The organism is Microbulbifer sp. SH-1 (assembly GCF_011326135.1).
In the GTDB taxonomy this organism is placed as follows: Bacteria; Pseudomonadota; Gammaproteobacteria; order Pseudomonadales; family Cellvibrionaceae; genus Microbulbifer; species Microbulbifer harenosus.
This window is the reverse complement of record NZ_CP046948.1, coordinates 4,154,284-4,178,554: the sequence shown is the minus strand read 5'-3', so window position 1 is coordinate 4,178,554 and position 24,271 is coordinate 4,154,284. Positions and strand designations below refer to the sequence as shown.

Sequence of the window (24,271 nt, the reverse complement as noted above, 5' to 3'; positions counted from 1 at the left end):
CTCCCTATTCGGTCCATCCAACTACTCAGAATGAACACAAAGAACTTCAATGCGAAGCTCCCGATACCGGTGAGAGGTAGCGCCAACCAATCCGGAGGGCCACCACCTCTAGCTAAAAGCCAATTTACTCCGCAGAAAACTGATAGATCGTCGTCTGCCGGTATTCTTCCCCCTTCTTCAGGATTACCGAAGGGAAATTCTGGTGATTGGGTGCATCCGGAAATCCGTGGGTTTCCAGACACAGGCCAGCATACTTGTGTATGGGCGATCCACTGTCGCGGTTGCGGCTGCCATCCAGGAAGTTGCCGCTGTAGAACTGCACTCCGGCTTCGCTGGAAACGACTCTCACCGAGCGCCCGGATGCGGGGTGCACCAGCGAAGCAATCGGCTTCAGTGTTTTCTCAGCAGTCTCATCCACTACCCAGAAATTGTCATAGCCTCCCGGCCACCAGTCGATATCGCGGCCGATTTTCTTGCGCTTGCGGAAATCCACCGGAGTGCCCGCAACGTTGAATAACTCACCGGTGGGAATCAGCTGCTCGTCCAGCCGCAGCAGCTGGTTCGCATGAATCTCCAGCTCGTGCTCAAGAATTCCGTCGGCACCCGCCAGATTCCAGTAGCAATGGTTCGTCAGGACCACCGGCGTATCTGCATCGGTCAGTGCACGGTATTCGAGCGTTAGCGCATCGTCTTCGTCCAGACAGTAGGTCAGCTCGATGTCCAGATTGCCAGGGTATCCGCCTTCGCCATCTTCGCTCACACAGCGAAAGGTTACCGATTGGAATCGCGCGGAGGATTCACTCTGTACGACCTGCCAACGCTTGGTATGCAGCCCCTGCGGGCCACCGTGCAAATGATTTTTGCCGTCATTTACCGGCAGCAGATAGGTCTCGTTGCCGAGGGTGAAACGCGCATCGCCGATGCGGTTGGCGACGCGTCCCGCGGTCACCCCCAGATACCAGTGATTTTCCAACCAGTGCTGGGGGTCGGCATAGGTCAGCAGGATATTGTCGCTGTGGCCGTAGCGATCCCTGGTGTGAATGGAATACAGGCTGGCACCCAGGTCACACAAGGTGACCCGCGTGCCGCGGCCATTTTCCAACGTCACCAGTTGCAGCGGCAGACTGCCGTCGCGAGTAAACACTTCAGAGGCAACAATCCCCCGCGTCAGGCTCAATTCAGACGGCATCACAGGTTTTTTCACCATTGACGAGACGACAAATATTCAACGGATTGCTATTTTTCAGTGCGTCCGGCAGCAGCGCTTCCGGGTAATTCTGGAAGCAGATCGGGCGCACAAAACGGGCGATGGACATAGTGCCAACAGAAGTAAAGCGCGCGTCGGTGGCCGCTGGGAAGGGGCCACCATGCATCATGGAGTGACACACTTCCACCCCGGTGGGGAAGTTGTTGCACACAACGCGGCCCACTTTCTGGCGCAGCACGTCCACCAGATCGCCGTAGTTAACCAGCTCGGATTCGGTGCACTGCAAAGTGCCGGTAAGCTGGCCCTGCAGCGCCGACACCGCCTGCAGAAGTTCGCTGCGGTCGCGGCACTTCACTACCAGGGACATGGGGCCAAACACTTCCTCCTGCAGCGTGTGATTACTCAGGAATTCTTTTGCGGTCACGGTGAGCAGCCCCGCCTGACAAGTAAAACCGCCGTCGCCGCGGGCTGGCTCGCCAGTGGCGACCTGCTCCACACCCGCCTGGTCGCGCAGGCGAGCGACACCGCTCTGATAGCCGGCCAGGGTATTCTTATTCAGCATCACACCGGCCGGCACCTTGGCAAGCGCGGCGCTGGTGGCGGCGATGAAACGGTCCAGACCTTCATCTTCCACCGCAATCACCAGCCCCGGATTCACACAGAACTGGCCGGTGCCCAGGGTCAAGGAACCCACAAAACCTTCAGCGATGGCTTCTGCGCGCGCCTTCAGCGCTTCCGGCAAAAGCACCACCGGGTTGATGCTACCCATTTCCGCAAATACCGGGATGGGTTCCGGACGCTCATTGGCCAGTTTGAACAACGCCATACCGCCTTGCAGCGAACCGGTAAACCCGACGGCTTTGATACCCGGCGACTTGACCAGTTCCGCACCAACGCGGGTTCCAGAACCGAGTATCAGGGAAAAAACACCTCCCGGCAGACCGCATTTTTTCACCGCGTTAGCCACAGCCTGTGCCACCAGTTCGCTGGTACCGGGATGGGAATTGTGTCCTTTGACGATTACCGGACAGCCGGCAGCAAATGCCGCCGCGGTGTCGCCGCCGGCGACGGAGAACGCCAGTGGGAAATTGCTCGCCCCAAACACCGCCACCGGTCCCAGCGCCTGGTTGAAGCTGCGCAGGTCCGGGCGCGGCAGCGGTTGGCGCTCCGGCAGCGCGGTGTCGATGCGCGCATCGAGGTACTCGCCTTTGACAATCCAGTCGGCGAACAGACGCAGCTGGCCGCAGGTGCGCCCGCGTTCGCCCTCGGCGCGGGCGCGCGGGTATCCGGTTTCGGCGGATACCCGCTCCAGCAGTTCGTCACCGAGCGCCATGATTTCATCGGCGCAGGTATTCAGGAACTCCGCGCGTTTTGCCGGTGCCAGGTTGGCAAACTCGCCCGCGCAGGCACTGGCGGCATGGACCGCTTCGGCCACCTGGAATTCATCGGCCGCGGTGAACGCCGGTTGCAGGTCTTCGCCGGTCGCGGGGTTCACACCGTAAAAATTGCCGGCGCGGCCATCGGTCCAGTTGCCTGCGATAAGTTGTTTTCCGGTAATGGTCATTGGTTTCTCCTGAATTTTTTTCGATGTTTCGTGCGGCTGCCTTCTTTGTAGGAGCCTGCCTGCAGACGAACTTTTCTGGTTCTGTGCGTGCTCGGTTCGCCTGTAGGCAGGCTCCTACGGTCAGGGCTCAGATCCAGCCGCCGTCTACGATGAAGTTCTGTGCGGTACACATCGAAGCATCATCAGAGGCCAGAAACAGCGCCATCGCACTGATGCTCTCGGGCATCAAGGGGTCTTTCACGCTCTGGCCTTTGTCGATGGCCTCGCGTGCGGAGGCATCAATCCGCTCATTTAATTGTTTCTCGGTCATCACCCAACCGGGTACCAGGCAATTCACGCGGATTCTGTCTGGGCCCATATCGCGGGCGAGACCGCGGGTCAGGCCCTCGATGGCCGCCTTGGAGCAGGTGTAGCCCGGCATACCGCCCTGCCCCGCGTGCCAGCTCATGGAGCCGAGATTGATGATCGCACCGCGGCCCAGTTGCTTCATGTACGGGTACACGGCCTGAGCGGCAAAGAAATGATGCCGCAGGTTGACCGCCAGGCACTTGTCCCACTGTTCCGGGGAGACTTCGCGGAAATCGTGGCGGGTGTCGTTGGCGGCGTTGTTGATCAGCACCGATATCGGCCCCAGATCGTCAGCCGCTTGTGCAATTACCGCCTGCAGGCGCGCGACATCGGTCAGATCGCACGGATAAAAGCGCACATCGTCGCTGCCGAGGCGCGCTACCAGAGCGTTAGAGACATCCTCCTGAATATCCACAAAGGCTACTTTAGCCCCCTGCTGAAAAAAAGCCTCCACCAGGCTGGCGCCGATGCCGGAACCACCGCCGGAGACGAATACAGTCCGGCCCTTGAGGCTCGGGTATTGGTTGGTCAGCGTCATCATTCGCTCACTTGATTCATTGTTACTCACGCCCTCTGTGGGACCGCGATACAGATTCCTGCAGCACACAGTCTACCGCTTATGCCAGCGACGTTTGCGAGAAAAAGGCGCCCCGGAGGGCGCAGGGAGTCAAACGTGATAAACCGGACTGCGCTTATCTGTAAAGAAACATGGCATGCTCAGTGTGAGTGCGGCGGCACTTCCGCACCGCGGCACCCCACCAGGAAGTCGAAGTCACAACCCTCGTCCGCCTGCATCACATGGTTGCGGTACATAGCTTCGTAACCGCTGGTACTGGCGATAACACGATTGGCCTTGAGCTTTTCCAGCCGCGCGGCAATTTCCTCATCCGGCACCTCGAGGTGCAGCACACCATTATGCGCGTCCAGGTGGATCATATCGCCATCTTGCACTGCGGCCAGCGGGCCGAATTCCATTGCTTCCGGCGCGGTGTGCAATACCACGGTACCAAAAGCGGTACCGCTCATGCGCGCGTCGGAGATACGCACCATATCCTTGATACCCTTTTTCAGGATCTTCGCTGGCAGGCCCATATTGCCCACTTCCGCCATGCCCGGATAACCCTTCGGGCCGCAGTTTTTCAACACCATTACACAGGTTTCGTCGATGTCCAGATCCGGATCGACAACGCGGGATTTGTAGTGCTCGAAGTCTTCAAACACCACCGCACGACCGCGATGATTCATCAGCGCCGGCGTGGCCGCGGATGGCTTCAACACGGCGCCGCGCGGAGCCAGATTGCCGCGCAGTACACAGATGCCACCGTTTGCTACCAGCGGGTTGTCCAGCGGACGAATCACATCGTCGTTATAGCAAGGCGCGTCCGCAACATTCTCCCCAATGGTCTTGCCATTGACGGTGAGGCAGTCTTTGTTGAGAACACCGGATTCCCCCAAGCGCTTCAGCACCGCGGGCAGGCCGCCGGCGTAGTAGAAGTCTTCCATCAGGTACTGACCGGAAGGCTGCAGATTTACCAGCGTCGGTACACCGCGGCCTTCTTTCCAGTCGTCCAGATCCAGATCCACGCCCATACGCCCGGCGATGGCCTTGAGATGGATCACCGCATTGGTGGAGCCACCGATGGCCGCATTGGTGCGAATGGCGTTGAGGAAAGCCTCGCGGGTAAGCACCTTCGACAGGGTCAGGTCTTCGTGCACCATGTCGACAATGCGCATACCGGAGAGGTGCGCCAGCACATAGCGGCGGGAGTCCACCGCGGGAATCGCGGCGTTGTGCGGCAGACTGGTGCCAAGAGATTCCGCCATACACGCCATGGTGGATGCCGTACCCATGGTGTTACAGGTACCGGCGGAGCGGGACATACTGGCCTCGGCACTGAGGAACTCGTGCAGGGAGATGTTGCCCGCCTTGTACTCTTCGTGGGCCTGCCACACCAGAGTGCCGGAACCCACATCCTTGCCTTGGTGTTTGCCATTCAGCATTGGTCCGCCGGTAACCACGATGGTCGGCAGGTTACAGCTGGCGGCCCCCATCAGCAGGGCTGGCGTGGTTTTGTCACACCCCACCAGCAACACCACGGCGTCGATCGGGTTACCGCGAATAGCCTCTTCGGTATCCATCGCCGCGAGGTTGCGGGTGAACATGGCAGTGGGACGCAGGTTGGATTCGCCGTTGGAAAACACCGGAAATTCAACCGGCACACCACCGGCCTCGATCACACCTTTCTTGACGTGCTCGGCAATTTTGCGGAAGTGGGCGTTGCACGGGGTCAGCTCGGACCAGGTATTGCAGATACCGATGACCGGTTTGCCCTCAAAGTGGTGCTCGGGGATACCCTGGTTCTTCATCCAGCTGCGATACATGAACCCGTTCTTGTCACGTGTTCCGAACCAGTTGGCCGACCGCAGTACCGTCTTTTTCTTATCACTGGCCATTATTAATGAACCCCATTCGTTCTCACATAAATGTTATTGTATGACTTATTAAAATCGGGAACAAGCCCCCAAGCATTCGATGGCGACCAGGGAGCCCCCGCCGCCAGCACAGTGGGCAACCACCCGCACCGGGCGAAGCAGGCCCCTACAGCATCACAGCGGCAGTGTCGGGCCCCGCATATAGGGTGCAGGCTTATCCAGCCTGAAATAGTCGAAATCCACGTGGCCTCCCGGCTCCGCGGTCGCGAAACTGAACAGGCCGAAGCGATAGCCCATAAAGTGTGGCAGGGTGTATGTCATCGCCAGCGGCGCTCCAATAGCAAGCCACGCCTCGCCGTCCGTGCTGTAAGAAAAGTGTGCGGTATCTTTCAGGTCGCGGAAATCCGCGTGCGCCTTGAGATAGACCACGTCGCCCTGTAGACGCACGCGGTCGAGTTCCCGCGGCGACTCCCCCTCCGCGCTCATCATGACGATAAATCGCTCCCCCGCTTCCCGCACCACACCGACATAGCCGTAGTGCTTCTGCAGCAGTGTCAGGCCGGCAACGTCGCCGTCGTGCATCGCCGACAGGTCGAGACGCACTTCCGCAGTGCTTTCCGGGCCAAAGGTGCGCTGAGTCAGGGTATTGCGAGCCTGTAGGAGATCGGTATCCACGCGGCCATTGGTCAGACGCAGATATCCGGGGCGGGCGGACAGAGACCAGTGATCGTTATCCGGATTGTGATTCCACTGCCAAGGCAGGGGCAGCCTGGGTTGGTCGAACTCGTCCGAAGTGACCATACCGGCAACATTCGTGTTTGCCACTGGTTTTCCATTCACCGGAACATTGAGGGTGGTGGGAACCGCACCTTCCCGCCCCAGTATCGGCCACCCCTCTTTCCAGGTGACGGGTACCAGATAGGGAATGCGCCCCACCGCGCCGCGATCACCAAACAGCAGCGCATACCAATCTCCCTCCGGCGTGTCGATCAGCCCGCCCTGGGCGATCCCCTGATACTGCAGCGCAACTCTGCCCTCGTATGGTCCGGTAAGTTGATCAGCGCGATGAATCACTACCGTACGCATACCGTTGCGTGGCCAGGTGATGTTCATCAGGTAATAGCGTCCATCTATTTTGTGAAGCTGCGATCCCTCCGCCGGTAGCAGGATGTCTTCCCCCGCCACTTTGCCGGCATCGGCAATGATCACTTGATTGATGCCGTCGGCTTTTATTCCCGAGAAATCTTCCTCCAGCTCGACCAACCGAATTTCGTTACTGCCGTAAACCATAAAGACGCGGCCGTCGTCAAAAAACAGTGAATGGTCGTGCAGGTCCGGCTCAAAGGCGGTCTCATGCCAATTCCCGCGTTCGATGTCGTCCGTTCTGTACACATGGGTTTTGCCGGAAGTGGCGGAGAAGGTGGACACATAAAACCGGCCGTCGTGATAGCGCAGGCTGCTCGCCCAGGAGCCTTTGCCATAGGCATTTTTGCCGTCCTCCAGATTCATCTGAGCGTTGTCGACCAGTGTGTCGTAGGCGTATCCCAGCAGCGTCCAGTTCACGAGGTCCCGGGATTTCAGGATCGGCAATCCCGGATTCATGTGCATGGTGGTGCTGCTCATGTAGTAGTTGTCGCCGACGCGAATTACCGACACGTCGGGAACGTCCGCCCAAACTATGGGGTTGCGTGTTGCGACAGCCTCGGGGACGCCTGCGGCGCTGTTGACGCCCGAGGCCCTATTAAAAGTATCGCTGCCTGCAGATGCGCGCAGCCCTGCACTTTCCGCTCCGCACCCCGGCAGACCGAGCGACAGCGCGGCGATCACCGGAACGCAAAGCAGTGATCGCCGATACACAGCGGCCTGTACATCTTGTTTCATTTTCATCGCCCGATACCACTCCTACGCCTTGGCTGCGAGAAAACCATTCACATTCAACCAATGCATAAAGGCATCAAACCAGCGATTGCTGGTGCGGTCGGGATTGCCGAGACCGAAACCGTGGCCACCATTCTGGTAGAGGTGAAACTCCACCGGCCGGCCCGCTTCGAACCAGGACTTGACCACACCGAACTGGCCCCGGAAGAGAAAATCATCGGTGGCGATAACATTGAACATAGGTGGCGCATCCGCCGGCACCTTGACCGGACCCATGCCGCCATAAACAGGCCCGATAAAGGCCAGATCCATGGTCTTGGAATTAAGCGCCGAGTGCATCGTGAGCGCGGCGCCCGCAGAAAAGCCGATCATACCCAGGCGATCGGTATCCACCCCCCACTCGCCGGCGCGCTCGACGATCAGAGCGTAGGCAGCCTCGGCATCCTCCAACTGATTGGACAGATCCCAACGCGGCGGGCGTGACGGATTCTCGTCTTTTTTCTCAGCGTCAGGCGTCGCACCAGCTTCGGCGAAAAGTTGCTTCATCGATTCCCTGAAGCCGTCCAGTGATTCCGGTGTCGGCTGGAGGCGGTACTTGAGCACAAAGGCTGCGATCCCCTGCTCGGCAAGGGCCTCCGCGACCTCCCAGCCCTCATTGTCTATCGACAGCCATCTGAAGCCGCCACCGGGAGCCACAATGATCGCCGCACCATTTGCTTTGCCCGGTTCGGGCAGGAAGGGAGTGAGCGTTGCTTTAGAGATATTCCTCGCCATAGGATCCCCCCACTGGCGGAACCAGGTCTCGGGAACGGTCTGTCCCTCGACGCCACCGGTACCCAAAGGAATGGCTTTCGGCTCCTCGGGGGCTTGCAGCGGGTATATGGTTCCGTCCTGCGCCGTTGCGGGTGCAGCAAAGACGAGCGCGCTTGCAGCACATACAAGCAGTGAAGCGAGGGTTGTAATTCTGGTCAGGCTCATAAATATCCTGCTATTGATTTATTGATTGCACATTGGAAGTTGTTGGCCGTCCCGCGAAGATCACTCCTGCACAGAGACGGAAATGACAGCGCCCGCCGCTATACGCGGTGGGCGCTGCCTCTCCAGTCACATTCTTCGTGAGACCGGGCCGGGCTCAGAACCGGCTGAAGAAATCCCAGACGGCGGTGGAGTAAAACGACGGCGTCGTGTGGTCTCCATTAAACGGACACCAGACAACGGGATGTCCAGCATCACAGTTTTGATATTCCACACAAGGCCACGGGTCAGCGGGGACCGTCGTGTTGGAGCAGTTATTGGCCGAGACGTAAAGATCTTTTGCCTCCTGCCCACTACCAAACCCAACGACACTGTCACTGGTCCCGTGAGATATCCACGCGGCCATTGGTAAACCGCTGTCGCTGTACGGCGTCCACAGTGCGCCCGATGAAGGGGCAATAGCGCGGAAGGTTGCGGCCATCTCGCGGCCCACAGCGAAAGACATCATTCCGCCGTAACTCCAGCCAGCAGAGAAGATACGCTCTTCGTCGATACACAATGCATTGTTGAACTCATTGAGCATCGCCCGCAGAAAATCCATATCCCGCCCATTCGTGTTGGGCCAACCGTTGTCGTCCTGCCCCGTGGGAGATACGTATCGGTCGGGCGCCACGAAGATGGCCGTGCCATTCGACAGCCCTTTCAGGTTGTAATACGCATCGTTTGCAACGTTAGCCGCCGATCCGCCGCGCCAATGCCAAGCGAAAACGAGCCGATAGGGATTGTTCATGTCATAGTTGCTCGGGATATCGATAATGTATTCCCGGTTCAACCCGCCGACATTGATACTGTGCCGGCCGTTGCTCAATCCCAAAGCCGTACCGCACCCGGCCGATCCACCGTGATCTGAACCCGACAAACTGCCGAAATTGATATAACCGTTACAGTGCAGCCACTCACTGTGCGAGCCCCCGCCACATTGGCTATTGCCCCAGGCGCCGGTGTTCTCACTCTGATTTTCAGCCTGGCGAATTTGATCGTTAACCTCCACGTAATCAATCTGCACATCGGCATCGCCGTTGTCGTCGTTAGTGAAACTCACCGTGACATCGCCGTCCAGGTCGGTGGTGGCAATGTAATCCATCATGGCGGTTGTGAGCGTCCAGCTCTGTACTTCGGTACCGCCTACACTCAGTGTGATGGACTCGCTGCCAGTGGTGCCGCGGGCGCGTACGGTGATTGCGTTGCTACCACCACTGGAGCTTGATCCGCTTGATGAACCCGAGCTACTTGATGAACCGGAACTGCTCGAGGAGCTGCTACTGGAAGAGCTTGAGCTGCTGGATGAGCTGGAGCTGGTGTCACCATTGATCGTAACGCTCACCGCAGACAGATTGCCGGGTAACGCGTTAAAACCGAAGGTTATCGAGGCCCCGGGTGCTATCTCAGTATTCCAGGCGACCGGTTCAATAACGAAATGGTTCCCATTGCTCGACTGGACCTGCGCACTCCAGATGTTGTCGATGGAAATGGCCATATCGAATTCGGCCGTCCAGTTTGTGAGAACACTGCTGCCGTCATTGGTAACCGTCACCTCGCCTTGAAAACCCGAACCCCAGTCGTTGACGATGGTCATGGAGCCCTGCGCGGCGTGTCCCGTTGACCACGTCAGGCACAAAAGTACTGCAGCCAGACTGCGCTTGAAGACAGTCATAAGAAATTCCTCCGCTGCTATTCATGTAATTGGTTCATTGAGAAAAACCGAGCCCTCTCGCCGGGGCGACATCCTGCCGCCGGACTGATTGCAGCGCCCTTGGTTAAAAGGGCGCTGCTTGTTATCGGCGTTCAGACTCGGTAATCACCGGGCGCGCTACCGACCCAGATAGTTCATCAACCAGGTCATGGCCGGGCGATGTGTTCCATCACTGCGGATAAGGCCACTGTTGGGCACCCAGGTTTGGCCATGCACATAACCCCACAGCGTAATCCCGACAACGGAAGGGTGATTGATAAACATCGTGAACTGCTCTTGCATGATCTGTAGCTGTCTCTGGTCATCGGCGTGATTGACGTCGTACTCAGAGATATAAATGGGTAAGCCGAGGGCGGCCACCGCGTTGAGCTTGCTTTGCAAATCATTCAGGGACCAGTCCTCCAGGCCGTGCGCCTGCAGGCCGATGGCGTCCACCACACCAGCCTCAACCGCCGGTCTGGCCATGTCGATAAACTCCTGGGTGTTCCAGCTCAGCACGTTGTAATCGTTCAGAATCAGTACGGCATTCGGGCAGTACTGCTTGGCGAGTTGGAACGAACGGATAATCCAGTCATTCCCGAAAGCGCTTTGCGCGTAGCCGGCGGGCGCATGGCCTGGAGTAGCCTCGTTGACCACATCGATCATCTCGGTATCCGGATAGCGTGCACAGTAATCGCGAATCCACTCTTCGATTTCCGCGGCCTGCTCCGAGGGGTTGAGATTATTGATCCAACTCGGTGACTGATTTCCCCATACAAAGGTATGCTGCTTGAACGGAATACCGTTCTGCTTGGCAAAGTTGTAGGCCGCATCCAGGCCACTCCAGTTGTACTGATCGCGGGTTCCTTCCACGCTGCTCCATTTACCTTCGTTCTCCGGTGTGATCTGGTCCCAGTACTGCATAAAGTCGGAGCGAACCTGACCACCGGTAGTGATGTTGCCAACAAAGAACGGGATAGGAGACGGGCCGGGGTTTGCACCGAACACAGGTCCGAAGTTGATGTGACCGCTGCAATGCAACCACTCAGAGTTCGCGCCACCACCGCACTGGTCGTTGCCCCAAACACCGGTATTTTCGCTCTGGTCCTCGGCCTGGCGGGTCTGGCCATTTACCACCACGTAATCAACCTGTACATCTGCGTCGCCACTGTCGTTGGTATAAGCCACGATTACGTCGCCAGTCAGATTGGTAGTCGCCGTGTAGTCGGCCATGGCCGTGGTGAGCGTCCAGCTCTGCAGGTCCGAATCACCCGAGCGCAAGGTAATCAACTCGGTACCAGTGGTGCCCCGGGCACGCACAGTGATGGTGCTGGCAATGGGGCCGAAATTGATGTGACCATTGCAGTGCAGCCACTCACTGTTTGAGCCGCCGCCACACTGATCATTGCCCCAGACACCGGTATTTTCGCTCTGATCCTCAGCCTGGCGGACCTGGCCATTGATCTCGACGTAATCCACCTGCACGTCCGCGTCGCCGCCATCGTTGGTGAAAACAACGGTGACGTCGCCGGTAAGGTCGGTGGAAGCTGCGTAGTCCATCATGGCCGTGGTAAGAGTCCAGCTCTGCACATCCGTGTCACCCACACGCAGGGTAATGGACTCGGTGCCGGTGGTACCGAGGGCGCGAACTACAATATTGTTGTCACCACCAGCGCCAGAGGCTGTGATCTCTCCGGCAGACGCAATCAATGTAACCCGATCCAGCCCCGCACCATCTTCGCGCCGCAAAATACGCAGCGTGTGATCACCTGCCGCCAGGTTGCCGAAGGTGGTCGGCATCAGCGTTTCCCAACCACTTGTAGCGGTATTGTTCTGGGTACTCCACGCGCCGGAATCCAGTTTGTAATAGAAGGAATCGTTGTCACCGTTGGCCATATTGGCCCGGATCTGAAACTGCACGTCCGCCGATTGCGAGAGAGTGAACGGGATCTCGACCTGGCCAGTTTCACCATCCGCAGGCGAACTCAGTATCTGGACCCCGTTGTTCGGCCACGCTATATACTGACCGCCGGAAGCGGCGGAATCGAACTCAACATTGAATGGAGAGAAACTGCTCTGCCCGGAAAGGCTTTCCAATTCCACCTCAAGCGTACTGCCCTGACCTGCGCCACCAGTGAACCGATACCAGTCCAGATTGAGCAGATAGTCGGCCGAACCGGAAAATCGCAGATACAGATCGTGGAGCCCGGTCACGGTATTGATTTGCGTTGACGCAGTCTGCCAACTCTGCCATCCACCGGTATTGCCGACACTGAGACTGCCGACCGGCGCATTGTTTACATCATCAATAATGATCTCAATAGCACCACCCGTCGTATCGGAAGCGACACTCGCCTCGAAGCCGGTAGCGCCCGATCCGAAATCAACGTTGGAAATTTTTACCCAGTCGCCGTTTTGGATAAATGCCAGATTCCTGGTACCAGTGGCGGGACCCTCGGTTTCTATACCCTGCTCTTTATCAATGGTTTCCGCTTCGTTCCTGACAAAGGGATCCACGTTTTTCAGCTTGGGCACACCCGCCGACCCGGCAGCGACTTGCTGGATGCTGCCGTCGTTGTTATAGAAAAGTCGATCCACATTGATGGAGCGCTGGTAGGTACTGGCACCGCGCGCATTGGCCACTGCGCGATTGTGGTAAAAGATGTACCACTGGTTGTTGAACTCCAGAATGGACTGATGGTTGTTGTTATTGTTGTTCTCCCAGGGATTTGGGAGCACCGTGCCGCGGTGAACGAATCCCGATGTCGGATTGTTGCTGGTCATGTAGTCAATCGCCAGCCCGCCCGCGGTATTGGTGGAATACGACAGATAGTAGGTACCGTTGCGCTTGTGCATATACAGCGCTTCAAAGAAATTCGGCACGTCGAGTGTTATTGCAGAGCCACTGGTGCTTATCATGTCTTCGTTCAGGCGGATAACACGCGCGTTACCCGGTCCACCGCCACCGAAATACAAATAGGCCTGGCCGTCGTCATCAATAAACACACCCGGGTCGAACACCCAATCCACATTCCCATTGGGGGTATTGCGATCGATGAGGGGACCACCCAGCGGATCGGTAAACGGCCCCGTGGGGCTGTCGCTCACCGCCACACCGATTGAGTTGGCGCCATTGGGAAAGTACAGGTAATACTTCCCATTGCGCTCTATCATGTCCGGCGCATAGGCGAGATTGGCCCAGCTGCTGTCGGTGCGCGCATCGAAGACCACACCGTGATCCTGCCAGTTGATCATGTCCTCCGAAGAGAACATGTAGTAATCGTGAAGCTCGCTGTAATCCGACTGGGTATCCTGGTCGTGAGTAACAATGACATATACGCGGCCGTCAAATACCCGTGCAGCCGGGTCCGCCGTGTAGACTTGGGATACCAACGGATTGTCAGCCAGGCAGACGGCGGAAGCCGAAAGCGCAAACATGGCCGCAGCAGTTCTCATACAACTGCCCACCGATGGCATAAACGATGGAATTATTTTTTTTAGCTTCATACGTTTTCTCCGGAATTGATTTTTATTGTTACCGCAGTTTTCTCTATTGAGATCTTTTAATTAAAATATTTACATCATCGCTTTACTGAAATAAGGCTCTACCACCAATAGACGGAGGCCCATGGAAAATCTCCGGCCGTGGCTTCAAAAACGTAGTAGTCGCCGGCCCCTTTCGGCGGCAACGGTGCGCCGGGAGAAGTTACCGCTGCGCCAGAGCCGTTCACCGTCACGGAAACTGTGCGCCCGGAAAAGTTCGACACACCCCAGCCGGAAATCGAATCCTGTGTGCGGAAACCGTAAGCTCCACTGGTGTTGAAATTGCCTGACTGCCCGCCGGATATCACCGGGTATGCGCCGCCGCCCGATCCACTGGAAGATGAGCTGCCGCTGGAGGACGAACTGCCACTGGATGAACTGGAAGACGAACTGCCGCCGGAAGAACTTGACGATGAACTGGATGAACTGCTGGACGATGAGCCCGAGCTACCGCCACTATCTCCCGGAGGAACACCATTAAAGCCTTCCTGGCCCTCGTGGGTCAGAGACAGCACCAAATAGCCGTTGACGGTTGTCGCGTTGGCCGGGGCGAAATCCGCGCGGTTTTCCGCGAAGGTCCAGTCAGCCACTCCCCAGCGACCGCTGTCAAATGCATTGAAATCATCCCGCCACTCGAAAGTGAACCCGGCACCGTTCCAACTGTGATACTCCACCCAGTTGACGAACATATGCACAGGAAGAATGCTGTCGTTCCAGGGGCCAACCCAGGAGGGAATATTCGGTGGCCAGAAATTGAAACGAGCCTGGGATGGGTTGATCAGGTCGCCGGCTTGGCCGCCCTGCGTTTCGCGCACCAACTGCCCATCAACCAGCCAGCGAACCCATTGCGGCGTCCATTCTATGCTGTAGGTGTGGTAGTCATCGGCAAGAGACACGCCAGCGTTGTGCACCTGCTCGGAAGTGATCCGGTTGTCCAGGCCGGTAATGATGTTGCTTTGCCATGAGCGGGCCTGGTTCTTACCAAAGACTTCGATGTCGACCTCCTCCCAAGTCACACCCGCAAGTTCAGACCCTTCTTTCCACAGGAAAAAATTCGAGATGATCCCGCTGCCTTCAGCCGCACGCATCCGAAACACATACTTACCGTAGAGTTGGCTGTTGTTGGTAAAAACTTCCGCGGCCTTGTATGGTTTGGCGCCAACTGCCAAAGACCCAAGTGCCGCGACGGCTATTAATGCCGTCCGTAATACAAGAACGGTTGAATGAAACACGTTTTCTCCTCCCTGGAGATGTGAACAATCTTTATCGGAACCTGAAACCGCCTTCTGTATCCGCCTGGGTACAACTCCGATACGCCCGGCGCTACTCAGGTAGTTCAGACCTCCTTCGCCTGTACTACATAAGACGAATTGTCGGTCAGACGATGGCTCCCAAAGCCTGATACGGCTGCCGCAGCGGGTAAAGCTGCAATTTTTGCCGAACAAAAATTGAGACGCATAGCAAACCCATAACACCACACTCAATCAGGCAAGCCGGACAGGCAGCGGCGCCGGAATTCCGTCGGCGTAACACCGGCAAACTTCTTAAAGAACCGATTGAAGGTGGCCTTGCTGTTAAACCCGGATTTAGACGCGATATCGAGTACCGATTCGTCGCGATTCGCGGGATCGGCCAGCCCGATTTTTGCCTCCTGCACGCGGTAGCTGTTGACGTACTCAAGGAAATTACACCCGTATCGGCTCTTGATCGCCGAAGAAACCTGGCGCGGCGGCAGTTTTACGTGCCCGGCAAACTCTTCTACGGTGAGCCTGGGATTGAGAAACAGTCTGCCGCTTTCCATCGCGGCACAGATTCTCTCGATAAGACTCTGATCCATCGGCGCAGGGTCTCCACGGCTGGTATTTTTACCTGGCCGGAGGCCTCCGAGGAGGCCCGAGCCAAGCAGGCTGTAGAACATCAGAACAGTGGTCAGCAAAACGGTCATGTAATTGCCGGTGATTCCCATCACGTTACTGGCATCAACGGACCGGAATACACTCCATATGTGCGCGGCCAAACTCCAGATCCAGACCAGTAGGAATCCTCCGATCAGCAAGTGCAGCCAGACGAAAATGCTGTTCTTGCTGATCGAACGTTGATGTTTGGGCAGCACAAGATCGCGCGCAAGCAGAAAAAAACAGGCAATTCCGTAAACCACAACCATTGCTTTTTGCGCCAACCAAAAAAGATCGTGATACCCGCCCGAGAAAAGGAAAACGCTCTTCCCCAGAACCAGGTTAATTTGGACATCCGCGGGGTAGCGATGGTACACAAGGAACAGATACAGCTGCGCGGTAGCCGCCGGAATCAAGTGCAATGCATGCAAGCGGCGAAATGAAGATTCGCGAAAAATTACCGCACGCGTATAAAAGTAAAGCGCCGGTCCCAGCAAAAAATAGGCGAACCCAAAAAGAAAAAACAGGTCAGGCGAGACAAAAAACACCCAAAAACGAAATACTTCACCCCGGCATATTAGCGTATCGATCGCGATCAGCATGTTCATAAGCATAAAAATTGCCATGAGGGAGTGCGCCAAGCGCCGATTGCTTCTGTACGCAAAAAACAGCATTGCCAACATGCCGCACTCACCAGCGATCAACAGGAGTGCGACATCATGAATATTGAAGACAATACCGTTCATATTGAGATCATCGCTCTAGAAGCGTATCCCCATATAGTGCCAGGCTAAAATCGCCTGCTCCTTGTACGTTTTTCATTGGTGACCGGTCGTAATAAGCCGTACCGTCTGCGTAGGTATCCGACTTTGTCCTGCGCCAGAAAAGTGGCGCCGAACCACGCACACCCTGCAGCTCCAACACATAACGTTTACCCGCATGCAATACCGGCTGACGGCTTTCCTCCAACCGCAGTTGAAGCAATCCCTGCGCCTGCGGTACGTAATTAATCTTCAATCCGTCACCCGGCCCCAGCAGGTTCTTTCCTGTCCCATAGGAGTCAGCGAGGTGTCCGCCTGCGTCGCCTTCATGAAGTCCATACAAGGCTAAAGTTACAGGTTCAGATTCAGTGGTGCCGAGTCCATCTCCGGCGTACAAGTTGATTTCGCGTAATCTGAAATCGACATCCGGACGGAACGCCTGCCCCAGAGTGGCAGCACCACTATCGCCACGATTAAAACTCTCCGGGACGATTGCCGTCTGGTAAGGATCAGCGGTGGTCTGTAATACCGGTGTTCCTTTCCATCTTGTTGCCGCAGTTGCCGTATTTTGCGCGACATGCACATCGCTTTTTACCTCAGCCAAAGGGCCCGCAGGATTGAAAACCGGCCCTTGGTAACTTCCGGGCGGATCGGGCGGCAAACTCACGCCCTGCTTCGTTTGAGGGATCGGTTTGATGGTCCCGTCTTCGTTGTAGTAAAGATGCTGAACGGCAACAGAGCGTCGTCCCATGGCTCCGGGGACGCCATCAATTGAAAGCTTGGCGTCGTGGTAAAAGAAGTACCATTGGTCCTTGTATTCGACGATGCCTGGATGGATGGTAAAACTATTTTCGGTGCGGTCGGTGAGAATGCCCTGGTAGGTCCATTCACCCGTGATTCGAGGCGCCGTGGCATAGCACATTTTTTCATACATATTCTGATGCGCGAAGCAGGGATAGGTCAGGTAGTACACATCCTCGCGCTTATGCAGCCATGGTCCCTCGGTATAGTTGGGCAAGTATATTTCCTGAATCGGCCCGTCAAATTCGATCATATTGGCCTTTAGCCTGGCCAGATAAAGATGCATGTTTCCCCAGGCGATCCAGGTCGTGCCGTCGTCGTCCGTAAACACAGTCGGATCGATATCATCCCAGTCATGCGGGTCTTCCGGCGTGGGGGTTATTGCGTCGTGAACCAGGGCGGAACCCCTGGCATCCTTGAACGGCCCCAAGGGTGAGTCCGCAACGGCAACGCCAATGGCCTTGGCGTTGTGCGGTGGCCCATGCTCCACCGTCGTGTAAAACCAGAACTTGCCGTCTTTTTCGATCACCTGGGAAGCCCAGGCATCCCTGACCGCCCAATCGAAATCCGTAGGCTTCATGACCGACCCGTGAAAGGTCCAGTTTTTCATATCCGTAGTGGAGTAAACGACCCACTCAGTGATATTGAACATCTGGCCTTCGCCTGCTTCATCGTGGCCGACATAGACGTACAGCGTATCGCCAACAACCAGAGGGGATGGATCGGCGGTAAAAATATTTCTGAAAATTGGGTTCTCACCAGACTTGAACGTATTGGCAACCCCGGATACGGAGTAAGTTGTACAAACAGACAACATTAATAGCGTGCAAAGAATTTTATTTTTTTTCATAGTGATACTCATACGGCGCAATGGCGATCAATGTATTCCTGGTGAATAAGTAGAGTGCTTGCCGTTTTCGCAACGGCATTTTTCAACAAGCGCATGTGATGGATCAGAGTGTCTGCAGGTATGCGATCCACCAAGGTATCGTAGTTTCGCGGATGGATGCCCTGTCCGAGCATCACCGCCAACCAGCTGTGCTCGCTGAATAAATCTTCCGGATCCGGGATGATCCGCCCATGGGCGCGAAACATATCCAACCTGCCTGCGAGGGTATCCGGGATCGCCATATTGCTGACATAGCGCCAAAACTCGGAGTCCTTGCGCTGAGCGGCGTGGTAATGCAGTACGATAAAATCGCGAATGCGCTCGTAGTCGGCACACATCGCCCGGTTGTAGTGCGTCACTTCCGCAGCGTTGATGCCACATCCCGGCCACAGGTTGATCAACCGCTGGATACCCACTTGTGCGAGATGGATACTTGTTGATTCCAACGGTTCGATAAAACCACCAGCAAGGCCGATGGCAATGCAGTTTTTCTCCCAGAAAGCACGCCGGTGACCGGTACGGAAACGCAAAGGCATAGGTTCTGCAAGTGATGCGCCCTCGGCGCCGTCGAGGAGCTGCCGGTGGGCCTCGTCCCAATCGATAAAGTCACTGGCAAAGACATAGCCGTTGCCGTTGCGCTGCTGCAGCGGAATCCGCCAGCGCCAACCCGCCCGGTCTGCGGTGGCCCGGGTAAACGGCGTCGGCAGCCCGGTCCGCTCGGTAGGCAATGCGAGCGCGCGGTCGCAGGGCAAATAGTGACTCCAGTCGACAAAATCACTACCCAAAGCATCTCCGATTAACAGCGATCGAAAACCGCTGCAGTCGATGAACAGGTCGCCGGCAAGTACCCGCCCGTCCCCTAAACTTACCGACCGGATCATGCCAAGCTCCGGATCCCGCATCACGTCAACGACTTTCCCTTCCACCCGGCTGACGTTTCTTTGCTCGGCGTAGCCCCGCAGCAACTGTCCATAGAGACTGGCATCAAAGTGATAGGCGTGGCGCATGGTCGAAAGAATGGTGTCACTCCCGCCATTCGGCGGAGAGAACCGTCCCTGGGCCGCCGCCGCTGAGCAGAGGTTGTAATCGTGAATGCCACCGGCGGCGTCGGGCGGCGCCGTGCCGTTCGCCGACATGGCTTTTAATCGCAGCCACAATTGATGAAAGGCAAATTCCGGCGTGTCGCGACCAAACAGGCCGAACGGGTGGAAGTAGCGCTCCCCCGCACCCAGCCAATCGACGAATTCGATCCCGAGCTTGAAGGTTCCCCGGCAATACCGCAGCACGTCGTTCTCATTGAGCCCCAGAAAATCATTGAATTTAATCAATGTGGGAATGGAGGCTTCGCCGACGCCGATTACACCGATCTCCTCCGACTCCACCAGGGTGACAGACAGACCGGCGGGCGCCATACGTGCGATGGCAGCGGCACACATCCAGCCGGAGGTGCCACCGCCGACGATAACCACGCGCTTGACCTGCGCCGTATCAGGCTGCGCATTCGGATTCATGGTCGAGCCTCCCGCGATGGATGGAAGCCACTGGCAACCACCTGGTCCACCAGCACACGGTGCGCCGGCATGACACTGATCGCCTTCTCGCTCTGGCGACGAATGCTGTCGAACTCACGCTGCGCATCTTCATAGAAACGCAGCGCTCCGGCTCGGGGGCCGATATCGGTCTTAAATCCCATACCGTAAAGAATGTACTGCCAGCTGGTCTCATCAAAGATATCGTGGCTCGCATCCACATCGAGAAACGACGGCGGTCGGTGCCGCCATTGCGCCAGTCGTTCTTGCAGACTTTCGGACATAGAGGAAGACGCACGATTATCGTGCCAGAATGCAGAATCCGTTCGCTGACTCAGGCAATAGTGCATTTTGATAAAGTCGATCACGTGCTCGTAGCGGGTAGTCATCTGTGCATTGAACTGCTTTGCGGCCAACTCGTAATCCCCCGACCAGGGAAACAGACCGCTGAGAATCAGCGCCGCGACTTCGGCAAAACTGATACCGGTAGCCTCCAGTGGCTCAATGAAGCCCGCGGACATTCCTATAGCGACGCAGTTCTTGTGCCATTGCGTTTTGCGAAATCCCGCCTCGAACGACAATTTTCGGTACGGCAGCTCGTCGGCATCAGGTCCCAGATATCGATACAGTGCCGCCAGTGCGGCGTCATCGCTACAGTGATCTGAAGAGTAGACGTGACCGATACCGCGACGGCTTTGCAGTCCGATATCCCAGATCCATCCGCTGTTTTGCGCACTGGAGTAAGTGCAGGATGGAATTGGCGTGTCGGGCCGGTCGTAGGGTACTTGTATGGCAAGGGCGCGGTTGCAGAAAAGCTGATCGCGATAGGAGGTAAATTCCGATCCCAGTGCCTCACCGATCAAGCGCGCCCGGGAGCCGCTGCAGTCGATATAGAGATCCGCGCGCAATTCTCCATTCTCTCGCGACTGCAATGACGCGATAGCGCCATGCTCGTCCAGGCGGACTTCGTCGATGGTGTCGACAAGCCGCTTTACACCCAATTGCATCGCGCGGCGGCGAACCACAGCGGCAAATTTCACCGCATCGAAGTGGTAGGCGTAATTGAGCGGGCCGTCAAAGTTCGGGTGGGTAATCAACTTCGGCGCGCGCATGGCCGCAACCACACGCCCCTGCACCGTACTGGCCTCGGCCCACGGCACATTGCCGGCGACACCGAGCAACCAGTAAGGCAAGAGGTCCATATCCGTGTGTTGAGCGTTCACTTGAAATGGATGAAGGAACCAATCGTCGTTTCCAGTACCCGGATTGGACTTCCATCCCTGAAAGCGGATGCCCTGCTTGAAGGTGGCGTCGGCCTCCCGAATCAAGTCTGTTTCATCAAGACCAATGCGACTGAGTGTCCTGCGAATAATCGGAAAGGTGCCCTCACCAACACCGAGGATACCAATCTCCTCCGATTCCACGAGAGTAATCGACGCACCGCCGGGGAGGTCCGCAGACAGCATCTGTGCGAGGTAGGCCGCGCTGATCCAGCCTGCGGTCCCCCCTCCAACAATAAGGATCTTTCTGGTCATTCCGATTCCCCAAGTCACCGTCGCCCCGCGCCGACGAACACGGCGCGAGGCGACGCGGCGCTCCGAAAAGCGCCGGTTCCGTCATTTAGAATCTGATGCCCAGGTCCAGACTGTAGCGACGGTCGGAAATGAAATGACTCCGGGTGACAAACTTGCCCGGTAGGACTTCCATTTCAGCTTCCGTAATCTCGTCGGTGATATTCGCCACATTGAACTTGAGGCTCACGTTCTCAGTGAACTGATAAGCGATACTGCCGTCGAGACGACCATCGGCTGCACCGTACACGGGCAGCGAATACTGAATCGGATCAGCAGATCCCGGAATGGAATAGCTATTGGTGGTACTGGAATCGTTTGTCGTGATCAGATAGCGATCGCGCCACTGCCAGGACAGACGCGCGCTGAATTTATCCCAGTCGTAAAGCATCGTCGCGTTGTAATTCAGCTTCGACATGCCGGGAAGCGGTAGCCCGGTCATGGTGGCTCCGGTCATATCGAACGCCAGTGAATCCGGTGCACTGCTGTCGATGTAGGTAACATTGGCATCGATACCCAGACCGCTCAACCGTCCCGGCAGGCTATCGAAATAAGTACGCCCTCCAAGTTCAATCCCTTTTACGGTCGATGTTTTGTACGAGTTAATTCTCGCGGCACCGTTAATCGGCCCATTTACAAATACCATTTCACCGCTGTCTGTACTGACAGACATCGGCTTGTCCGCGCTGAAAACATCGGCTGCGGTGTAGTCAACATCGTTGTAGAGCACCTTGTCGTCAATCGCCTTGTGGAACAGGGCCATATGCATGGTTGTACCGCGACTTGGATACCACTCAACGGAGAAGTCTTTATTCAGCGAAATCTCCGGCTTGAGATTGGAATTTCCGGAAGTATAGCCATAGCCGCTGAAAATGCCGGGCAATCCGGATTCGCTCCCCCCGCCGTAGGGATTCTCCACGGAACTGATTCCCGCGTTACCTTGAGCGCGGATGTCGCCGTAGTTGGGCGGGGTTAATGTCTTGGTCAACGCAAAGCGGAAAATCCAGTTGTCGAATGGAGCGAACTTGATATTGAACGAGGGCAGGAAATAGTCGCCGGTATAACTTTCGGTACGGTCAAAAGAACTGGGCACACTGGTCAGAGTCAGCGGCAATTCTTCGTCCGGATGCGCCTCTCGCCACGCTTCCAGATTATCGATACCGCCAATCATTTCCAGCGAAGCCGCCGCATCCTCCAGACTCTGGTAGTAGGTGGCTCCACCGCCGAAAACGAAGTTCCCGACACTCTCCACCTCGTTGCGCACATAGCGCATACCGACATTACCGGAGAAGTTCAGGAATGGATTCGCACTGGTATTCTCGAACCCGACCATGACATACGCCGACTGGGTATCCGGTCTCGTGGTGCTGAAGCTGGGCTGAAGTCCAAACGTCGGATCCACAGGGTTTCCGTAGAGGTAGGAACTTTGCGTTGGGTCGCTGCACTGGACCGGTAAATCGGGCGCACACGCCGCATAGGTGTTGAGCACCCGCTCGAGCTGACTGCCTTTTAGAACGGAAGGATCGGCGACATAGGCAGACGTCGGCGCATCGACATCACCCTTGAAGAAGTCTGAAAACTCCTCGAGTCGGAAATCACCTTCCTGCGCCGTGGCAACGAACGTTTGCGGCACCCCGTTCCAACCGCGCCCCGACGCCGACCACCAGGTGCCGACGAAACTATCGGATTCCTTGCGGCGCGCGACCCGCGCACCTGCAGCAGCCTTCTTGAAGAAGCCGTTGTCGAAATCGTAGCTCACGTCGAGGGTAACTGCGTCGGTGCGGGCCTTGTTGTCCTGGTTCAGCCAGGCAAAATTGGAGAGTCCGGTGGTCGCCGGGTCCGCCTGAAACGACCCGTCAAAGCCGATTCTCGGGCCGGAACCGGTGGTGTTGATGTACTGCTGAACCACGCCGGGACCATTGAGGCTGATACCGTACTTGGATGTGTGCGATTCGGTTTCGACGTGTTGGTAGGTACCGCGCACCTCCCACGGGCCGGACGCATAGGTAAATCCCTGGCTGAAATCGCGGGCCTGGTTTTCCGACGGTGTGTGGTTGCTAGTGCTGCCCACCGGAATACCACCTGCCGGGTCAGCGCTGTTGATAATGGAGCCGCGCACGAATACGCCGTCGTCATCGACCACACTGCCATCGGCCAAGCCGATGCTGGTGCTGACCGGAGAGATAAATTGAGAATCGCGGACACTCTCCCTGCCAGAAATGAACGTAGTGTGGAAGAATTCAAGTTCCTCTGTGGGCCGCCATTGAACCGCACCGTAAAAACCTTCGCGCGTCCGTTCAAACTGGTCGCTGCCGGCAAAGAATCCGCCCGGCGCAAATGCCCTTTCCCCTTGATACTCAGTCTGGAAATAAGGCTGGAAGCGGGCAAAGCTATTTTGCGATTCAATGCGCGAATAGGCGCCATCGACAAGAACGCCGAATTCACCGATGTCGGTATCGAAGCGTGTAGAAGCCAGAATCGAGGCGCTCGGGGAGGTTTTCTCTGAGAAATCGCCGTAGCTGCCAGACACCGCGGCACTGACTTCCGTGCCATCGAAATCGAACGGCATATGTGTCTGCAGGTCGATGGTGCCGGCAACCCCCCCCTCAATCAGATCCGCCCGGCTGGCCTTGTAGGTAGTGACACCTTTCAACAGTTCCGGGCCAATGTCAGACCAGCCTAGACCGCCCTGAAAAACTTCCCTTCCGTTGATTAGACCTTTGGTTCCACTCAAACCGCGGATCTGAAGCCCGGAGCCTTCAAAGGTAAATTGATCCGGCGAGCCGGCGGACCTGACCCGATTGATGGTAATGCCCGGCACACGCTGCAGAATTTCCAGGAGCGAAGTGCTGGGGACTTTACCGGCCTCATCCAAAACAATGGAGTCACTGACGGTATCCGATGCACGCTTTAGCTCCAACGCCGTCTCAAGGGACCTGCGCTGAGCGGTGACAGTGACCTCTTCAATGGAATCGGAGTCGATGGCAGCGCCACCGCTTTCGGAAATAACTTTGGGAGCGCCACCCTGATCGCTCGCCTCTGTACCTTTGACTTCTTGCGCCAGTAACGGTGAAGCGCAGGCCATGATCGCTGCGGCCAGCAATGAGCGCCTGAACAACGGGCCCGGACGGGCAGAACTATTTAT

General features: G+C 56.8%; 14 protein-coding genes. All 14 read right to left on the bottom strand.

Annotated features, from left to right (window positions below; genetic code table 11):
- Positions 1–124 precede the first annotated feature (124 nt).
- The 14 genes from GNX18_RS17210 to GNX18_RS17145 all read right to left on the bottom strand — a co-directional run bounded on the left by GNX18_RS17210 (position 125) and on the right by GNX18_RS17145 (position 24,211).
- On the bottom strand, positions 125–1,189 hold the full coding sequence (locus GNX18_RS17210) for an aldose epimerase family protein (protein ID WP_166219709.1): 1,065 nt from the start codon (positions 1,187–1,189) through the stop codon (positions 125–127).
- The gene (locus tag GNX18_RS17205; protein ID WP_138235594.1) at positions 1,179–2,771 is read right to left on the bottom strand and encodes an aldehyde dehydrogenase (NADP(+)); all 1,593 of its coding nucleotides are present in this window, start codon (positions 2,769–2,771) and stop codon (positions 1,179–1,181) included. The genes GNX18_RS17210 and GNX18_RS17205 overlap by 11 nt, the downstream gene beginning before the upstream one ends.
- Positions 2,772–2,898: 127 nt before the next feature.
- Positions 2,899–3,660 (bottom strand): SDR family NAD(P)-dependent oxidoreductase, encoded by a 762-nt coding sequence (locus GNX18_RS17200; protein WP_240914064.1) that lies wholly within the window; start codon positions 3,658–3,660, stop codon positions 2,899–2,901.
- A gap of 176 nt (positions 3,661–3,836) precedes the next feature.
- Positions 3,837–5,573 (bottom strand): IlvD/Edd family dehydratase, encoded by a 1,737-nt coding sequence (locus GNX18_RS17195; protein ID WP_166219707.1) that lies wholly within the window; start codon positions 5,571–5,573, stop codon positions 3,837–3,839.
- Positions 5,574–5,726: 153 nt separating this feature from the next.
- Positions 5,727–7,439, bottom strand: a complete 1,713-nt coding sequence (locus GNX18_RS17190) for a glycoside hydrolase 43 family protein (protein ID WP_240914062.1) — start codon at positions 7,437–7,439, stop codon at positions 5,727–5,729.
- A 15-nt stretch (positions 7,440–7,454) separates the two neighbouring features.
- The gene (locus GNX18_RS17185) at positions 7,455–8,408 is read right to left on the bottom strand and encodes an alpha/beta hydrolase (RefSeq protein WP_166219705.1); all 954 of its coding nucleotides are present in this window, start codon (positions 8,406–8,408) and stop codon (positions 7,455–7,457) included.
- A gap of 154 nt (positions 8,409–8,562) precedes the next feature.
- Positions 8,563–10,119: a cellulose binding domain-containing protein gene (locus GNX18_RS17180; protein ID WP_166219703.1), complete on the bottom strand. Its 1,557-nt coding sequence runs from the start codon at positions 10,117–10,119 to the stop codon at positions 8,563–8,565.
- Between the two features lie 156 nt (positions 10,120–10,275).
- Positions 10,276–13,593 carry an endo-1,4-beta-xylanase gene (locus GNX18_RS17175; protein WP_166219701.1) on the bottom strand — a complete coding sequence of 1,106 codons (3,318 nt, stop codon included), beginning with the start codon at positions 13,591–13,593 and terminating at the stop codon, positions 10,276–10,278.
- A 149-nt stretch (positions 13,594–13,742) separates the two neighbouring features.
- Positions 13,743–15,125, bottom strand: a complete 1,383-nt coding sequence (locus GNX18_RS17170; protein ID WP_240914060.1) for a family 16 glycosylhydrolase — start codon at positions 15,123–15,125, stop codon at positions 13,743–13,745.
- A 35-nt stretch (positions 15,126–15,160) separates the two neighbouring features.
- On the bottom strand, positions 15,161–16,321 hold the full coding sequence (locus GNX18_RS17165) for an AraC family transcriptional regulator (protein ID WP_166219699.1): 1,161 nt from the start codon (positions 16,319–16,321) through the stop codon (positions 15,161–15,163).
- 7 nt (positions 16,322–16,328) lie between these two features.
- Positions 16,329–17,987 (bottom strand): glycoside hydrolase family 43 protein, encoded by a 1,659-nt coding sequence (locus GNX18_RS17160; RefSeq protein ID WP_166219680.1) that lies wholly within the window; start codon positions 17,985–17,987, stop codon positions 16,329–16,331.
- Positions 17,988–17,995: 8 nt separating this feature from the next.
- Positions 17,996–19,537, bottom strand: a complete 1,542-nt coding sequence (locus GNX18_RS17155; protein ID WP_166219678.1) for a tryptophan halogenase family protein — start codon at positions 19,535–19,537, stop codon at positions 17,996–17,998.
- Positions 19,534–21,090, bottom strand: a complete 1,557-nt coding sequence (locus GNX18_RS17150; protein ID WP_166219676.1) for a tryptophan halogenase family protein — start codon at positions 21,088–21,090, stop codon at positions 19,534–19,536. Before GNX18_RS17150 ends, GNX18_RS17155 begins: the two co-directional genes overlap by 4 nt.
- A gap of 85 nt (positions 21,091–21,175) precedes the next feature.
- Positions 21,176–24,211: a TonB-dependent receptor gene (locus tag GNX18_RS17145; RefSeq protein ID WP_240914058.1), complete on the bottom strand. Its 3,036-nt coding sequence runs from the start codon at positions 24,209–24,211 to the stop codon at positions 21,176–21,178.
- Positions 24,212–24,271 lie beyond the last annotated feature (60 nt).

Excerpts from the sequence above, each read along its gene's own strand:
- GNX18_RS17210 (WP_166219709.1), bottom strand. The coding sequence starts at position 1,189 with ATGCCGTCTGAATTGAGCCTGACGCGGGGGATTGTTGCCTCTGAAGTG.
- GNX18_RS17205 (WP_138235594.1), bottom strand. The coding sequence starts at position 2,771 with ATGACCATTACCGGAAAACAACTTATCGCAGGCAACTGGACCGATGGC.
- GNX18_RS17200 (WP_240914064.1), bottom strand. The coding sequence starts at position 3,660 with ATGATGACGCTGACCAACCAATACCCGAGCCTCAAGGGCCGGACTGTA.
- GNX18_RS17195 (WP_166219707.1), bottom strand. The coding sequence starts at position 5,573 with ATGGCCAGTGATAAGAAAAAGACGGTACTGCGGTCGGCCAACTGGTTC.
- GNX18_RS17190 (WP_240914062.1), bottom strand. The coding sequence starts at position 7,439 with ATGAAAATGAAACAAGATGTACAGGCCGCTGTGTATCGGCGATCACTG.
- GNX18_RS17185 (WP_166219705.1), bottom strand. The coding sequence starts at position 8,408 with ATGAGCCTGACCAGAATTACAACCCTCGCTTCACTGCTTGTATGTGCT.
- GNX18_RS17180 (WP_166219703.1), bottom strand. The coding sequence starts at position 10,119 with ATGACTGTCTTCAAGCGCAGTCTGGCTGCAGTACTTTTGTGCCTGACG.
- GNX18_RS17175 (WP_166219701.1), bottom strand. The coding sequence starts at position 13,593 with ATGAGAACTGCTGCGGCCATGTTTGCGCTTTCGGCTTCCGCCGTCTGC.
- GNX18_RS17165 (WP_166219699.1), bottom strand. The coding sequence starts at position 16,321 with ATGAACGGTATTGTCTTCAATATTCATGATGTCGCACTCCTGTTGATC.
- GNX18_RS17160 (WP_166219680.1), bottom strand. The coding sequence starts at position 17,987 with ATGAAAAAAAATAAAATTCTTTGCACGCTATTAATGTTGTCTGTTTGT.
- GNX18_RS17155 (WP_166219678.1), bottom strand. The coding sequence starts at position 19,537 with ATGAATCCGAATGCGCAGCCTGATACGGCGCAGGTCAAGCGCGTGGTT.
- GNX18_RS17150 (WP_166219676.1), bottom strand. The coding sequence starts at position 21,090 with ATGACCAGAAAGATCCTTATTGTTGGAGGGGGGACCGCAGGCTGGATC.
- GNX18_RS17145 (WP_240914058.1), bottom strand. The coding sequence starts at position 24,211 with ATGGCCTGCGCTTCACCGTTACTGGCGCAAGAAGTCAAAGGTACAGAG.